At 68.6% G+C, this 13,744-nt stretch carries 17 protein-coding genes; 3 read left to right on the top strand and 14 right to left on the bottom strand.

Annotation, left to right across the window (positions count from 1 at the left end; genetic code table 11):
* Positions 1 to 25: 25 nt before the first annotated feature.
* From SKC41_RS23790 to fdhD, 6 genes are all read right to left on the bottom strand, one after another.
* Entirely contained in the window at positions 26 to 1,186 is a 1,161-nt protein-coding gene (locus SKC41_RS23790; RefSeq protein ID WP_330980159.1) for a lactate 2-monooxygenase, read from the bottom strand.
* A 24-nt stretch (positions 1,187 to 1,210) separates the two neighbouring features.
* Positions 1,211 to 2,080, bottom strand: coding sequence for a siderophore-interacting protein (locus SKC41_RS23785; RefSeq protein WP_330980158.1), 870 nt, complete (start codon positions 2,078 to 2,080; stop codon positions 1,211 to 1,213).
* Between the two features lie 32 nt (positions 2,081 to 2,112).
* Positions 2,113 to 3,351 (bottom strand): DNA-processing protein DprA, encoded by a 1,239-nt coding sequence (gene dprA, locus SKC41_RS23780; RefSeq protein WP_330980157.1) that lies wholly within the window; start codon positions 3,349 to 3,351, stop codon positions 2,113 to 2,115.
* Positions 3,348 to 4,859 carry a YifB family Mg chelatase-like AAA ATPase gene (locus tag SKC41_RS23775; protein ID WP_330980156.1) on the bottom strand — a complete coding sequence of 504 codons (1,512 nt, stop codon included), beginning with the start codon at positions 4,857 to 4,859 and terminating at the stop codon, positions 3,348 to 3,350. The genes dprA and SKC41_RS23775 overlap by 4 nt, the downstream gene beginning before the upstream one ends.
* Positions 4,859 to 5,254 (bottom strand): YraN family protein, encoded by a 396-nt coding sequence (locus SKC41_RS23770; protein ID WP_330980155.1) that lies wholly within the window; start codon positions 5,252 to 5,254, stop codon positions 4,859 to 4,861. The genes SKC41_RS23775 and SKC41_RS23770 overlap by 1 nt, the downstream gene beginning before the upstream one ends.
* A gap of 136 nt (positions 5,255 to 5,390) precedes the next feature.
* On the bottom strand, positions 5,391 to 6,212 hold the full coding sequence (gene fdhD / locus SKC41_RS23765; protein ID WP_330980154.1) for a formate dehydrogenase accessory sulfurtransferase FdhD: 822 nt from the start codon (positions 6,210 to 6,212) through the stop codon (positions 5,391 to 5,393).
* A gap of 235 nt (positions 6,213 to 6,447) precedes the next feature.
* On the opposite strand from fdhD, the gene SKC41_RS23760 reads away from it, so the two are divergent.
* Positions 6,448 to 7,212 carry a GAF and ANTAR domain-containing protein gene (locus SKC41_RS23760; protein ID WP_330980153.1) on the top strand — a complete coding sequence of 255 codons (765 nt, stop codon included), beginning with the start codon at positions 6,448 to 6,450 and terminating at the stop codon, positions 7,210 to 7,212.
* Here the strand turns inward: SKC41_RS23760 and SKC41_RS23755 are convergent, their stop codons facing one another.
* The 4 genes from SKC41_RS23755 to rplS all read right to left on the bottom strand — a co-directional run bounded on the left by SKC41_RS23755 (position 7,213) and on the right by rplS (position 9,693).
* On the bottom strand, positions 7,213 to 7,518 hold the full coding sequence (locus SKC41_RS23755; RefSeq protein WP_007171389.1) for a DUF2469 domain-containing protein: 306 nt from the start codon (positions 7,516 to 7,518) through the stop codon (positions 7,213 to 7,215). It abuts the gene before it with no gap.
* Between the two features lie 101 nt (positions 7,519 to 7,619).
* On the bottom strand, positions 7,620 to 8,351 hold the full coding sequence (locus tag SKC41_RS23750) for a ribonuclease HII (protein WP_442931771.1): 732 nt from the start codon (positions 8,349 to 8,351) through the stop codon (positions 7,620 to 7,622).
* A 13-nt stretch (positions 8,352 to 8,364) separates the two neighbouring features.
* Positions 8,365 to 9,261, bottom strand: coding sequence for a signal peptidase I (gene lepB / locus SKC41_RS23745; protein WP_330980152.1), 897 nt, complete (start codon positions 9,259 to 9,261; stop codon positions 8,365 to 8,367).
* A gap of 90 nt (positions 9,262 to 9,351) precedes the next feature.
* Positions 9,352 to 9,693 carry a 50S ribosomal protein L19 gene (gene rplS / locus SKC41_RS23740; RefSeq protein ID WP_330980151.1) on the bottom strand — a complete coding sequence of 114 codons (342 nt, stop codon included), beginning with the start codon at positions 9,691 to 9,693 and terminating at the stop codon, positions 9,352 to 9,354.
* A 340-nt stretch (positions 9,694 to 10,033) separates the two neighbouring features.
* Between rplS and SKC41_RS23735 the strand changes: the two genes are divergently transcribed.
* Positions 10,034 to 11,011 (top strand): hypothetical protein, encoded by a 978-nt coding sequence (locus SKC41_RS23735; protein ID WP_330980150.1) that lies wholly within the window; start codon positions 10,034 to 10,036, stop codon positions 11,009 to 11,011.
* Here SKC41_RS23735 and trmD read toward each other — a convergent pair.
* From trmD to rpsP, 4 genes are read right to left on the bottom strand one after another with little or no spacing between them, the layout of a single operon-like run.
* The gene (gene trmD / locus SKC41_RS23730; protein WP_330980149.1) at positions 11,008 to 11,706 is read right to left on the bottom strand and encodes a tRNA (guanosine(37)-N1)-methyltransferase TrmD; all 699 of its coding nucleotides are present in this window, start codon (positions 11,704 to 11,706) and stop codon (positions 11,008 to 11,010) included. The two genes, SKC41_RS23735 and trmD, sit on opposite strands and share 4 nt — an antisense overlap.
* Before the next feature lie 3 nt (positions 11,707 to 11,709).
* On the bottom strand, positions 11,710 to 12,243 hold the full coding sequence (rimM, locus tag SKC41_RS23725; RefSeq protein ID WP_330980148.1) for a ribosome maturation factor RimM: 534 nt from the start codon (positions 12,241 to 12,243) through the stop codon (positions 11,710 to 11,712).
* A 12-nt stretch (positions 12,244 to 12,255) separates the two neighbouring features.
* Positions 12,256 to 12,498: an RNA-binding protein gene (locus tag SKC41_RS23720; protein WP_025736282.1), complete on the bottom strand. Its 243-nt coding sequence runs from the start codon at positions 12,496 to 12,498 to the stop codon at positions 12,256 to 12,258.
* Between the two features lie 8 nt (positions 12,499 to 12,506).
* The gene (gene rpsP, locus SKC41_RS23715; RefSeq protein ID WP_330980147.1) at positions 12,507 to 13,094 is read right to left on the bottom strand and encodes a 30S ribosomal protein S16; all 588 of its coding nucleotides are present in this window, start codon (positions 13,092 to 13,094) and stop codon (positions 12,507 to 12,509) included.
* Positions 13,095 to 13,381: 287 nt separating this feature from the next.
* Here rpsP and SKC41_RS23710 point away from each other — a divergent pair, with 287 nt between their 5' ends.
* The gene (locus SKC41_RS23710; RefSeq protein ID WP_330980146.1) at positions 13,382 to 13,726 is read left to right on the top strand and encodes a hypothetical protein; all 345 of its coding nucleotides are present in this window, start codon (positions 13,382 to 13,384) and stop codon (positions 13,724 to 13,726) included.
* Positions 13,727 to 13,744: the final 18 nt, after the last annotated feature.

Below are 13,744 nucleotides of genomic sequence, written 5' to 3'. Positions count from 1 at the left end.
GGTCGCAGGCTCGGCCCACTGCCCCTTAGCCGACGCGCCGAAGCGTGTCCGGGGTGAGATCTTTCAGGGTCGGATAGCCGTCGACGGCCATGATCAGGTCCGCTTCGGCCAGCAGGCTGCGCAGCACGTGCACGATCCCGTCGACGCCGCCGAGCGCCAGACCGTAGGCGTAGGGGCGGCCCACCCCGACGGCGGTGGCGCCCATGGCCAGCGCCTTGACGATGTCGGCGCCGCTGCGGATGCCCGAGTCGAACAGCACCGGCAGCCCGTCGGCGGCCTCGATCACGCCGGGCAGGCAGTCCAGCGCGGGCAGGCCGCCGTTGGCCTGGCGCCCGCCGTGGGTGGAGCAGTAGATGCCGTCGATGCCGCCGTCCCTGGCGCGCCGGGCGTCGTCGGGATGACAGATGCCCTTGATGATCATCGGCAGGTCGGTCAGCGACCGCAGCCAGGGCAGGTCATCCCAGGTCAGGGGGTTTCCGAACGTCGTAATCCACTGCAGCACGGCGGCTTGCGGGTCCTCTTCGGGCGGGCGTTGCAGGCCGGCGCGAAAAACCGGATCGCTGGTGTAGTTGCTCAGGCAGTGCCCGCGCAGCTGGGGGAAGTTGGCCGTGCTGAGGTCGCGCGGTCGCCACCCGGGGATCCAGGTGTCGAGCGTGACGATGATGCCCTGGTAACCGGCCGCTTCGGCCCGCTGCACCAGGCTGGCGGCCAGGTCGCGATCCTTCGGCGTGTACAGCTGGAAGAAGCCGGGGGTGTCACCGAACTGCGCGGCGACCTCTTCCATCGGATCGGCGGTCAGGGTGGAAACAACCATCGGGACACCGGTGGCCGCGGCCGCGCGCGCGGTGGCCAGGTCGCCGTGGCCGTCTTGAGCACAGATGCCGATCACGCCGATCGGCGCCATGAACAACGGCGACGGCAGGGTCAGGCCGAACATCTGCACCGACAGGTCGCGCTCGGCGGCCCCGACGAACATGCGCGGGATCAGGCCCCAGTGGTCGAACGCCTCGCGGTTGGCCCGCTGGGTGCGTTCGTCGCCGGCGCCCCCGGTGACGTAGGACCACACCGACGGCGGCATCGCCTTCTCGGCGCGGGCCTCCAACTCCGCGAAAGCCATCGGCAGCGCGGGCACCACCCCGGCCAGGCCCTGGAAGTAGATCTCGTTCTGGTACGCGCCGAATGCCATGCAATAGAGAATGCCAGCCGGCCGTCAGGCTGACGAGCTTGCCGACTCCGCCCCGGATTCCAGCTGGGCCAGTTCCTTCTTCCACTGCCGGAATGTCTCTTCGGTGCGGCCGCGCCGCCAGTAGCCGGAGATCGACGATGCCCATTTCGCGTCCACCCCACGCTCTTTGCGGACGTAGGGCCGCAAATTGTGCATGACGGCCTGGGCCTCACCGTGGATGAAGACGTGCACCTGCCCGGGCAGCCACAGGGAGGTGGTGACGGCCTCGATCAGCGGCGCGAAATCGCCGGCGCGATCATCGGAGGCGAGGTCCGCGCGGGCGCCGCGATAAACCCAGTTCAGCTGCACGCCTTCCGGCGCGGTCAACTCGATTTGGTCGTCGGGGCCGGCCACTTCGATGAAGGCCTTGCCAATTGCACTGGGGGGCAACGCTTCCAGGGCGGTGGCGATGGCCGGCAGCGCAGACTCGTCTCCGGCGAGCAAATGCCAATCGGCCGCGGGGTCGGGCGTGTAGGCGCCGCCGGGACCCATCAGATAGATCACCTGACCGGGTTGGGCCGAGGCCGCCCAGGTACCCGCCACGCCGTGTTCGCCGTGCACCACGATGTCCAGCGAGATCTGGCAGGCCGCGGCGTCGACCTTGCGAACGGTGATGGTCCGAACCGACGGCCTTTTCTCGGGCGGCAGCACGGCGAAGCTGTCCTGGGTCAGGGGCTGGGGCAACGCGGCCACGTCGATGTCGTCGGCGACGAATACCAACTTGACGTAGGAGTCGGTGAAGTTGCTCGGCACGAAGGTGTCGAACTGACTGCTCCCCAGCGTCACACGCGTCATGTGCGGTGCGATTTGTTGGGTACCGACGACTTCAAAACGTTGGAGTGGTCGACCTGCCACGTGTCCTCCTGTTCAGACCCGGCCCCAGCCGACTATACGAGTCGGGACGTCGCCGCAGGTCGGCCGCTACCGCGGTGCGCAAATGCGCCGTTATCCGGGGTGATACCGCGGGTGTCCCGTTGCGCCTGCCCTGCTCGGGCGCGGGTGCGAACGATTCGCCATTGTCCGCCGTCACGCTCGGCCAGCCCGGCCACCTCGAGGATCGCCAGCGGTCCCAGCACCTGCTCGGGCATCAGCCCGGAGGAGACGGCGATCTCGTCGATCGTCGCGGCACCTCGCCCGGGCAACGCCTCGTGCACCCGACGCTCGGCCTCGCCCAGCCCGTCCAACGCCGTCGCGGGCCGGGGCTCTTCAAAGGCGAATTCGCCGATGCGGCCGACGAATTCGACGATGTCGTCGGCCCGGGTGACCAGCTCGGCGCCGTCGCGCAGCAGTGCGTGACAACCCGCCGACGCCGACGAGGTGACCGGTCCGGGCACCGCGGCCACCACCCGGCCCAACGCCCGCGCCCAGGCGGCGGTGTTCGCCGCACCGCTGCGCAGACCCGCCTCCACCACCACGACGGCCCCCGCGACTGCGGCGACCAGACGATTGCGGGTCAGAAACCGATGCCGGGCGGGGCGCAGGCCGGGCGGGTATTCGCTGAACAGCAGCCCATGCCCGGCGATGCGATGCAGCAACGCCGAATGCCCTGCCGGGTAAGGGATGTCGATGCCGCCCGCCAGCGCCGCCACGGTGATTCCCTCGCTGGCCAGCGCCGCGCGATGGGCCGCTCCGTCGATGCCGTAGGCGCCGCCCGAGACCACCGCGACATCCCGCTCGGCCAGTCCCGCCGCCAGATCGGCGGTCACCTGTTCGCCATAGGCGGTGGCCGCACGGGTGCCCACCACCGCGGCCGCGCGTTGGGCGATCTCGTCCAGACGCACCGGACCCAACGCCCACAACACCATCGGCGGCCCGCCACGAGGTTTCGATCCGACACCGCCGAAAGCCGAGAACGCGAGCAGCGGCCACTCCGGGCAGCCGGGCGTGATCAATCGCCCGCCGCGGCGGGCGAGCAACTCGAGATCTGCTGTGGCCCGGTCTATTTCTCGCCTGGCCGCGGTGTGGCGCGCCAGCTCCTCGCTGACCAGCCCGCGCCGGACACGCTCGGCCGCCTCGACCGGGCCGACGCATCCCACCAGGGCGGCGAGTTCCGGGCACGGCGGCTCGGCCACGCGCGACAGGTACGCCCAGGCCGGCCAGCTGGGATCGTCGCACACCGCGGTCATCGTTGTTGTCCCAGCTGCCGGAAGCTCAGCGCGGCGGCCACCTCGTCCAGCCCGGGCGAGGTCCGGCCGGCCAAGTCGGCCAGGCTCCATGCGACGCGCAAGGTGCGATCGAGCCCGCGGACGCTGAGCAACCCGCGCTCCACCGCGAGGCGCAGCGGACCCATGGCCTGACTGCTGGGCCGGAACTTTCGCCGCAACAGCGTTCCGCTCACTTCGGCGTTGGTGCTGAAACCGTGCGGGCGCCAGCGTGCGGCGGCCGCGTCGCGGGCCTGCGCCACCCGATCACGAACCTGCGCGGAGGATTCCCCCTCGACGGTGGCGAACGCCCCGGCCCGCACCGGATGCATCTGCACCCGCAGGTCCACCCGATCCAGCGACGGGCCCGAAAGCTTGCCCAGATAGCGGCGTTTCGTCGCGGCCGGGCAGATGCAATCCTGCGGATCGGCCGGCGCGCAGGGGCACAGGTTGGCGGCCAACACCAGCTGAAACCGGGCCGGGTAGCACGCCACCCCGTCACGGCGTGCCAGACGAATGAGGCCGTCCTCCAACGGTGTTCGCAATGCCTCCAGCGCGCTGACGCTGATCTCGGCGCATTCGTCGAGGAACAGCACACCGCGGTGCGCCCGGCTGACGGCCCCCGGGCGGGCCATCCCCGAGCCTCCGCCGACGAGTGCGGCAACGCTGGAACTGTGGTGGGGCGCCACGAACGGCGGCTGGGTGATCAGCGGCGTGTCCCCGGACAACAACCCGGCCACCGAGTGAATCGCGGTGACCTCCAGGGCCTCACTGTCGGTGAGGCTGGGCAGCAATCCCGGAAGGCGTTGCGCCAGCATTGTTTTGCCCACACCGGGTGGCCCGGTCAGCATCAGGTGATGTGCCCCCGCGGCGGCCACCTCGACCGCGAAACGTGCCTGGGCCTGCCCCACCACGTCGGCCAGATCCCCCGCCGGCTCCGGGCCGGTGGCCGTCGCGCTGATCCGCTCGTCCAACCGGGCCGACCCGTTGAGCCAGCTCTGCAGCTGCCCCAGCGTGCGAACGCCCCACACATCGATGCCGTCGACCAGGCCGGCCTCGGCCAGGTTGTCCACCGGGACGACGACCGCGGGCCACCCGTCACGTTTGGCGGCCAGCACCGCGGGCAGCACCCCGCGCACCGGCCGGATGCGGCCGTCCAGCGACAGCTCGCCCAGCAGCACCGTCTTCTCCAGCCGTTCCCACGGGTTCTTTCGCTGTGCCGACAGCACCGCCGCCGCGAGGGCGATGTCGTACACCGATCCCATTTTCGGCAGCGTCGCCGGGGACAGCGCGAGCGTGAGTCTGGCCATGGGCCAGCTGTTTCCACAGTTGGCGACCGCCGCGCGCACCCGGTCGCGCGACTCCTGCAGCGCGGCGTCGGGCAGGCCGACAAGATGGACGCCCGGCAGGCCCGAGGTGATGTCGGCCTCGATCTCCACGATGTGACCGTCCAGTCCGCGCACCGCGACCGAGAACGCACGTCCCAGCGCCATCAGCCGATTCCCTGCAGATGCGAGATCTCCGGTGTGCGCCGGCGCCCGACGCGGACCCCGATCACATCGATGCGGACCGCCGCCCAGCGCCCGTCCTGAGCGCTCAGCCAGAGCCCCGCCAGCCGGCGGAGCCGCCGAACCTTGCGGGGGGTGACCGCCTGCGCCAAACCCCCGTACCCTTCGCCGGTACGGGTCTTGACCTCGACGAACACCACCGTGCGGGTGGCGTCGTCGGCGGCGATCACGTCGAGTTCGCCGTAGCGGGAGCGCCAATTGCGGTCCACCACGCGTAACCCCATCCGCGTCAGGTATTCCACGGCGAGGGCCTCACCCATCGCTCCCAGCTCAATGCGGGTCATCGTCTTTTCGGCCTCGGCGGCCTTTGCGGTCGTCATGGGGCCAACCTGCCCGACGGGCCCGACATGGCATGCCGCGACCGACGCCGAGGAACCGGGATAACGGGCGGTTATCCCCAGTGCGGTGTCCATCCACAGCCGCGGATGGAATTGGTTTGTCGCGCAGCGGAATCGGCTAGCTGATGCGGTCCGCGCGGGTGTAGACGTTCATCGAATCCTCCCGCAGGAACGCGATCAGCGTGACCCCGGATTCCTCGGCCAGGGAGACCGCCAATGACGACGGCGCCGACACCGCGGCCAGCACGGGAATCCCCGCCAGCACGGCCTTCTGCGTGATCTCGAACGACGCCCGCCCGCTGACCAACAGCACCGAACCGACCAGCGGTATCCGCTCGTGTTCCAGCGCCCAGCCGAGCGCCTTGTCGACGGCGTTGTGCCTGCCGATGTCCTCGCGGATCACCAGCATCGTGCCGTCGGTGTCGAACAGCGCCGCGGCGTGCAGCCCACCGGTGCTGTCGAAAACCTTTTGCGCACTGCGCAGTTGACCGGGCATCGCCTTGAGCGTGGCCGGGGCGACCGTAACGGGATCCTCGCCGGGGGTGAAGCGGCTGATCACCCGGACCGCGTCCAGTGACGCCTTGCCGCATACCCCGCACGACGAGGTGGTGTAGAAGTTGCGGGTGACGTCGAGATCGGGCGGATTCACGCCGGGGGCCAGCGTCACGTCGAGCACGTTGTAGGTGTTGGCGCCGTCCTCACCGCGCCCGTCGCAGTAGCGGATGGTCTGCACGTCATCGCGGCGAACGATCACGCCCTCGGTGAGCAGAAAGCCTTGCGCAAGTTCGATATCCGAACCCGGCGTCCGCATCGTCACGGTGACCGGCGCGCCGTTGACGCGGATCTCCAGCGGCTCCTCCACGGCCAGGGTTTCGGGCCGGACGACGGCCTGACCTGCGTTGACGTGCGTCGCGCGCCGACGGGCAGTTACGTTCCGCACGGGATCGAAACTCCCGCCGAGCGCTGAAACCTCATTAAGCCAAACTACATTGGCCCGCCGCCGGACGCCCGGAAGGCCGAATTCGACGCCGAGCGGGGGCGATTGCTTTACTGTCGACGGTGGCTCAGCGGTTACCGCTGGATGAGCACTGGGCGACAGGGGTAGAACTTGCGTTGTTGGCCGATAAATTGCGGACCGAACCCGGGTCATGCCAGCGCCGGAAGTGGAGCACGACATGACAGATGAAGCACAAGGCGACGCGTCGATGCCGGGCGGGGAGACCGCCGATCCGGCGACGGTGTTCGCCGCCCTCGCCGAAATCATCTATCAGGGCTCGGACGCCAAGGAGATGTACGCGGCCATCTGCATCGCAGCGACCCTGGCGATCCGCGGCTGCGACCACGCCAGCCTGTTGATGCTCGACAACGATCGCTATGTCACCGTCGGCGCGAGCGACGCGCTCGCCCAGAAAATCGACCAGATGGAATTGGAAGCCGGCGACGGCCCCTGCCTGGACGCGATCGAGGAGGAGACTCCCCAGATCGACACCGACCTGACCACGCCGTCGCATTGGCCCAAGCTGGCGGCCAGGCTTCTGGCCGAGACCCCGGTCCGCGGCGCTATGGGGTTTCGGATCCTGGTCAACAAGCGCAAAGGAGCCGCGCTCAACCTGTTCAGCGACACCCCCAACATGTTCGACGCCGAGGCGGCCGGACGCGCGGCGGTGCTGGCCTCGTTCGCCAGCGTGGCCATCAACGCGGCAGGCAAGGGGGAAGACGCCGCCAGCCTGCGACGGGGACTGCTCAGCAACCGCGAAATCGGCAAGGCCGTCGGCATGCTGATGCTGCTGCACGACCTGACCGAGGACGAGGCGTTCGACCTGCTACGCCGGCACTCGCAGGCGCTGAACATCAAGTTGGCCGACGTCGCGCGCGAGGTCATCGAGCGGCGCGGTGGCCTGCCGTCGAACGGCGAGCAAGAGCTGCCGGCCGGCAATTAGTTATTCGGGGAGCCGCAGCTCCGGCTTCTCGACTTCTTCGATGTTGACGTCCTTGAAGGTGACCACCCGCACCTGCTTGACGAACCGGGCCGGGCGGTACATGTCCCAGACCCAGGCGTCGGACAGCCGTAGCTCGAAGTAGACCTCGCCGTCGGCGTTGCGCGGCACCATCTCGACGCTGTTGGCCAGGTAGAAGCGCCGTTCGGTTTCCACCACGTAGCTGAACTGGCCGACGATGTCCTTGTATTCGCGGTAGAGCGAGAGCTCCATCTCGGTTTCGTACTTTTCGAGATCCTCCGCACTCATCTGCCACTCATCTGCTCAGACGTCCTTTTCCCTGCCCGTTTTCCTGACTCCCCGTTCGCGACAGCTCGGTCGCCGGGTGAGAAGTCTGCATCTATCTTTCCTCACGGGCGTTCGCCACGCTCGCCCGGAGGGTCCGGTTTGCATTCGGCCACCACCCGCGTGCGGGAGCCGTCCCCGGTGGGCGAGGCCACCCGCCGGACGTTGATGAACGAATAGCGGTGCTCAGCGCAGGGCCCCAGCCGGCTCAGCGCCGAGCTGTGCGCGGGCGTGCTGTAGCCCTTGTGGTCGGCGAAGCCGTAGCCCGGGTGATCGACGTCCATCGCCACCATCAGCCGGTCGCGGCTGACCTTGGCCAGCACGCTGGCCGCGGCGATGCAGGCCGCGGCCGCGTCCCCACCGACCACCGGCAACGACGGCATCGGCAGCCCGGGCACCCGAAAGCCGTCGCTCAGCACATAGCCGGGCCGCACCGACAGGCCGGCGACCGCGCGCCGCATGCCTTCGATGTTGGCGACGTGCACCCCGCGCCGGTCGACTTCGACCGACGGGATGAACACCACGTGATAGGCCACCGCGTAGCGGCAGATCAGCGGGAACAACCTTTCCCGCACCTTCTCGGTGAGCTTCTTCGAATCATCAAGGGCAGCAAGGCTTTCCAGACGGTTTGGCCCCAGCACGCAGGCCGCCACCACCAGTGGGCCCGCGCACGCGCCGCGGCCGACTTCGTCCACTCCGGCCACCGGTCCGAGGCCGCTGCGATGCAGCGCGGATTCCAGGGTGCGAAGCCCCGTCGATTTGCGGATCACCGTCCGCGGCGGCCACGTCAGGGTCATATCCGGGCCACGACTACTGGCCTTGCTGGGGGTTCACCGAACCCACTCCACCCCATCGCGTCGGCGGCCAGACGATGAACCTGGCCTTGCCGATGACGTTGGCCACCGGCACCGTCCCCGACATCGGATCGCCGGTGCACAGAATGCCTTTGAGCGCGTCGGTCGGAGTGCTGGTGCAGTGGGCACGCGAGTCCGCCGAGTGGGTGCGGTTGTCACCCATCACCCACAACCGTCCGTCCGGGACGGTGACCGGACCGAATTCGCTGCCCAGGCACGGGTACACCGACGGGTCGGCCATCATCGTGGCCGGCTTCAGGTACGGCTCCTTGAGCGGCTTGCCGTCGACCGTCAGCCCGGTATCGGCCCGGCACTGGACGGTCTGCCCGCCGACCGCGATCACCCGCTTCACCAGATCGTTCTCGTCCGGGGGCACAAAACCGATGAACGACAACGTGTTCTGCAGCCAGCGCAGCGCGGGGTTGGGAGACCGGATCGACTTGTATCCGGTGTTCCAGTTCGGCGGGCCCTTGAACACAATCACGTCGCCGGGATGCGGCGAACCGAAGCGGAAACTGAGCTTGTCGACCATGATCCGGTCGCCCACACAACCCGAGCAGCCGTGCAGCGTGGGCTCCATGGACTCCGACGGGATCAGGTACGGACGCGCCACGAACGTCAACATGACGTAGTAGAGGACGATCGCGGTCACCGCCAGGATCGTCAGCTCGCGCAGCGCGGACTTCTTCTTGGGTTCCGGCTCATCGGAGTCCTGCGACTCAACGTCCGGTGCGGGCACGCCGGTGGGCTGGGCCGCGTCGTCGGTGGCCGCGTCCGGGACGCGAGTGGAGACCTTCGGCTCCGACCGAACAGGCTCGGACTGGGGCTCGGGCGAGTCCGTGGAATCCGTCACGAGATCAGAGTAGCCAGCGCGGGGTGGGTGACTGTAAAGCGTCTTCGAAACCGAACGAGCCTGCCGCAACGATCGCCGAGACGCGCGCGGTCAGCGCTTTTCCTTGATCTTGGCCTTCTTGCCGCGGAGTTCGCGCAGGTAGTAGAGCTTCGCGCGGCGGACATCACCACGGGTAACCACCTCGATGTGGTCGATGTTCGGCGAATGCACCGGGAAGGTCCGCTCGACGCCGACGCCGTAGCTCTCCTTGCGCACGGTGAAGGTCTCGCGGACGCCACCGCCCTGCCGGCGGAGCACCACGCCCTTGAACACCTGGATACGCTCCTTGGCGCCCTCGATGACCTTGACGTGCACGTTGATGGTGTCGCCCGGGCTGAAGGCCGGGATGTCGTCGCGCAGCGACGCCTGATCGACGAAGTCCAGCCTGTTCATGTGGAGACACTTCCTTGAGGTCGCGGCGTGCGGAAACTGCCCGCACGCAGGGGTGGTCGGCAAGCCGATTCGGGCTTTGGGTCGTATCTCGCAGCAGGCGGAAAGCGGCCCGGCCGGCCGGGTGCCGCTGGAGACAACTGGTCAATTGTGCCAGACACCCCGCGTGCATTGAAAATCACATGTAAACGCTGCGATTCATGCCGCGCCTAAGGCACCGGTGAATGGTACATATGACGAGGGTCAACACGCGCTTGTCACTACCCGAACTCAAAGACGCCCGGGCAGATTGCGGCACGGCCGCCCACACAGGTTTACGTCAGAGGACTTGGGAGAAGAACAGATGCGTGTACGCCCGCGCACCGTGCTCGCCGCCGTCGCGGCGGTGACGCTGGTGCTGGCCGGGTGTGACGAGGCACGACTCGCGGCAAAGTCCCAGGTAAAGGCGTCCAGCAACTCCTCCGCCGCGTCCGATCGCCAACCGCAACTCATTCAGCTGCTGCTGGACACCATCGACTCTCCCGGGTTGCCGGCGGCGCCGCCCAGGACCCTGGACGCACTGCCCGGCGCCGGATTGGACGGGTTGCAGGCCCGCATTCAGCAGGCCACCGACCAGGCCGCCGCCAGCGGGGCCACCCTCTCGGTGGGCATCCTGGACCGCAAGACCCATGAGCTGATCTCCAACGGCAACAGCCAGATCATCGGCACGGCATCGGTGGCCAAGCTGTTCATCGCCGACGACCTGCTGCTGGCCGAAGCCCAGGGCAAGACGACCCTGTCCCCCGACGACCGCCGGGCACTCGACCTGATGTTGCAGTCGTCCGACGACGGCGCCGCCGAGAGGTTCTGGGGTCAGGGCGGCGGCGACAACATCATCACGCAGGTGGCGGGCCGCTACGGGCTGTCGTCGACCGCTCCGCCCTCGGACGGGCGCTGGTGGAACACGACGAGCTCGCTGACCGACCTGATCCACTACTACGAGAAGCTGCTCGACGGGTCCGGCGGGCTCTCCGCGGACCGGGCCAAGATCATCGTCAACGACCTGGCCCAGTCCACCCCGACCGGGGCCGACGGGTACCCGCAGCGGTTCGGCATCCCCGACGGGCTGTTCGCGGAGCCGGTGGCGGTCAAGCAAGGCTGGATGTGCTGCATCGGCACGGAGTGGATGCATCTGTCGACCGGCGTGGTGGGCGCGGACCGCCGCTACATCGTTGTCGTCGAGTCCCTGCAGTCCTCCGACGACGCGACGGCGCGCGACACGATCACCCAGGCCGTCAAGACGATGTTCCCCAACGGCCGGATCGGGCCGACATCCTTCTAGGGCGAATCGCCGGGATCGAGGTCGGGGCGGCGCTCGCGCGTGCGCCGCAGCGAAATCTCCCGGCGCCACGCCGCGATGCGCGCGTGATCGCCGGACAGCAGCACGTCGGGGACGTCGAGCCCCCGCCAGCTCGGCGGCCGGGTGTAGCTGGGCCCCTCCAGCAGCCCGCCCAGCACGTCGGAGTGCGAATCCTCGCGATGGGACGCGGGGTTGCCCAGCACCCCGGTCAGCAGCCGGAGCACGGATTCGATCATCACGACGGCCGCCGACTCACCCCCCGGCAGCACGTAGTCGCCGATCGAGACTTCCTCGACTCGCATCCGTCGCGCGGCGTCCTCGACGACGCGGTGGTCGATGCCCTCGTAGCGGCCGCAGGCGAACACCAGATGCTGCTCGGCGCTCCAGCGCTGCGCGGTGGATTGCTTGAACAGCGCGCCGGCCGGCGTGGGAACGACCAATAACGTTTCGTCAGAACAGATTTCATCCAGCGCCTCGCCCCACACCGGCGCCTTCATCACCATTCCCGGCCCGCCGCCGTAGGGCGAGTCGTCCACCGAGTGATGCACATCGTGAGTCCACCCCCGCAGGTCGTGCACCCGCAGGTCGACCAGGCCCGACGCAATTGCCTTGCCGGGCAACGATTGCCGCAGCGGGTCCAGGTAGGCCGGAAAAATCGTCACGACGTCTATGCGCACCGGCTAACCCAGATCCAACAGGCCCTCGGGCGGATCGATTTCGACCATCCGGTCGTCCAGCGACACCGACGTGACGATCGCATTGACGAACGGCACCAGCACTTCCCGGGTTTCGCCGCCGTCACTTCGGTGCACCGCCAGCAGCTCCCCGGCCGCGGTGTGCAGCACCTCGGCGACGACGCCGAGATCGCGACCCGTCGTGGTCCGCACCCGCAGACCCTCGAGCTGGTGGTCGTAGTAGGTGTCCGGCTCGTCGATCGGCGGCAGGTCGTCGGAATCCACGACGAGCAGGCTGCCGCGTAGCGCGTCGGCGGCGTCACGGTCGTCGACGCCGGCCAACCGCACCAGCAGCCGGCCGCCGTGTTCGCGCGCGCCGGCGACCACATAGCTGCGTTCTTCACCGCGGCCGCGAGACGGCTTGGCGCGCAAGGTAATACCTGATGCGAAGCGATCGGCGGGGTCGTCGGTGTGAACTTGCACGACCACCTCGCCGGTGATGCCGTGTGCTTTCACGACGCGCCCGACGAGCAGCTCCATGGGTGCGGTGACCTACTGGTCGGTGTCCACCACGTCGACGCGGATACCGCGGCCGCCGATACCGGCGACCAGCGTGCGCAACGCGGTCGCGGTACGGCCGCCGCGACCGATCACTTTGCCCAGATCCTCGGGATGGACGTGCACCTCGACGGTGCGCCCACGCCGGCTCGTCACCAGGTCCACCCGGACATCGTCCGGGTTGTCCACGATTCCGCGAACCAGATGTTCAACAGCGTCGACGACGACCGTACTCATTGCGGCAGTCAGCTTTCGGTGGTCGGTTCGGGCTGCTCGGCGGCCTCGGCGGGCGCGTCGGCGGCCGGCGCTTCGGCGGCCGGCTCGGCCGGGGCCTCGGTTTCCGCCGGGGCTTCGGTTGCGGCCGGCGCCTCGTCGGCCTTGGCGGCCGGCTCGGCCGGGGCTTCGGTTTCGGCCGGCGCCTCGTCGGCCTTGGCGGCCTTCTTGGCCGGGGCCTTCTTCTTCGGCTTGGTGGCCTCGGTGGTCGGTCCGCCGTCGGCCTCGGCCAGCGCGGCGTTGAACAGCTCGAGCTTGCTGGGCTTGGCCGGGGCGACCTGCAGGCTGCCCTCGGCGCCGGGCAGGCCCTTGAACTTCTGCCAGTCACCGGTGATCTTCAGCAGCTTCACGACCGGCTCGGTCGGCTGCGCGCCCACCGAAAGCCAGTACTGGGCCCGCTCCGAGTTGATCTCGATCAGGCTGGGGTCTTCCTTCGGGTGGTACCGGCCGATCACCTCAATGGAGCGGCCGTCGCGGCGGTTGCGCGCGTCGGCGACGGCGATGCGGTACTGGGGGTTGCGGATCTTGCCAAGCCGAGTGAGCTTGATCTTCACAGCCATGATTAAGCGATTTCTCCTGGGTGTCACGCTGCAATTCAGCGACCGGGGCAGGATGCCCGGATCCGGTTTTGCCTCGCGTGTATGACCGCCGAACAAGCACCCCGGCAACGGGGCGGGTCGCGCGGCGGACAGCCGCCTATTGTGCCAGAACGAGGGGCTTCGGCAGAAATTCACCCGGCCGCGGGGAGCGGATCAGTCTGCTGCAGGGTAATTCACCGGCGACTTTCGGCCACGTGGGACTTCGAACTGGTTAGGATTCAGCGGGGGCGACAGTAGGGAGCCGATCGATGCAGATCCTGAATTTCAGCTGGGGCCGGCGAGGTATTGGCCCGCTAGCGGTCGCCGCCATGCTCAGCGCCCCATTAGCCCTGTTGGGGGCGCCGTCTGCGCACGCTGCGACCGGCATCGTGGGTTATGCCGAGTGCGTAGGCGGTGACACGAAGCCGCCGCCGCCGGGAGTAAACGCGGAATTCTGGTTTCCCAGCGTCCACATCATCCAGAACGATCTCGATTCCGGGATTCCCTCTGCCCAAGTGACCCAGATTCTGGTGAACATGGGAGTCAGCCCGGCCGATGCCGCTAAACGAGTGCAGTGCTATCTCGCCAACCAACCCCGCGGACAAGGGCACTGACCCCGCGCCCGGCCCACC

The sequence above is a fragment of the Mycobacterium sp. 050128 genome (assembly GCF_036409155.1).
Classification (GTDB): Bacteria; Actinomycetota; Actinomycetes; order Mycobacteriales; family Mycobacteriaceae; genus Mycobacterium.
This window is presented reverse-complemented; position numbering and strand designations above follow the sequence as displayed.

Coding starts and splice junctions, on each gene's coding strand:
- rplS (WP_330980151.1), bottom strand. CDS start 9,693: ATGAACAGGCTGGACTTCGTCGATCAGGCGTCGCTGCGCGACGACATC.
- SKC41_RS23750 (WP_442931771.1), bottom strand. CDS start 8,351: ATGACCCTGACGTGGCCGCCGCGGACGGTGATCCGCAAATCGACGGGG.
- dprA (WP_330980157.1), bottom strand. CDS start 3,351: ATGACCGCGGTGTGCGACGATCCCAGCTGGCCGGCCTGGGCGTACCTG.
- SKC41_RS23755 (WP_007171389.1), bottom strand. CDS start 7,518: ATGAGTGCGGAGGATCTCGAAAAGTACGAAACCGAGATGGAGCTCTCG.
- SKC41_RS23735 (WP_330980150.1), top strand. CDS start 10,034: ATGCGTGTACGCCCGCGCACCGTGCTCGCCGCCGTCGCGGCGGTGACG.
- rpsP (WP_330980147.1), bottom strand. CDS start 13,094: ATGGCTGTGAAGATCAAGCTCACTCGGCTTGGCAAGATCCGCAACCCC.
- SKC41_RS23790 (WP_330980159.1), bottom strand. CDS start 1,186: ATGGCATTCGGCGCGTACCAGAACGAGATCTACTTCCAGGGCCTGGCC.
- SKC41_RS23760 (WP_330980153.1), top strand. CDS start 6,448: ATGACAGATGAAGCACAAGGCGACGCGTCGATGCCGGGCGGGGAGACC.
- SKC41_RS23710 (WP_330980146.1), top strand. CDS start 13,382: ATGCAGATCCTGAATTTCAGCTGGGGCCGGCGAGGTATTGGCCCGCTA.
- rimM (WP_330980148.1), bottom strand. CDS start 12,243: ATGGAGCTGCTCGTCGGGCGCGTCGTGAAAGCACACGGCATCACCGGC.
- SKC41_RS23720 (WP_025736282.1), bottom strand. CDS start 12,498: ATGAGTACGGTCGTCGTCGACGCTGTTGAACATCTGGTTCGCGGAATC.
- SKC41_RS23770 (WP_330980155.1), bottom strand. CDS start 5,254: ATGACGACCGCAAAGGCCGCCGAGGCCGAAAAGACGATGACCCGCATT.
- SKC41_RS23775 (WP_330980156.1), bottom strand. CDS start 4,859: ATGGCGCTGGGACGTGCGTTCTCGGTCGCGGTGCGCGGACTGGACGGT.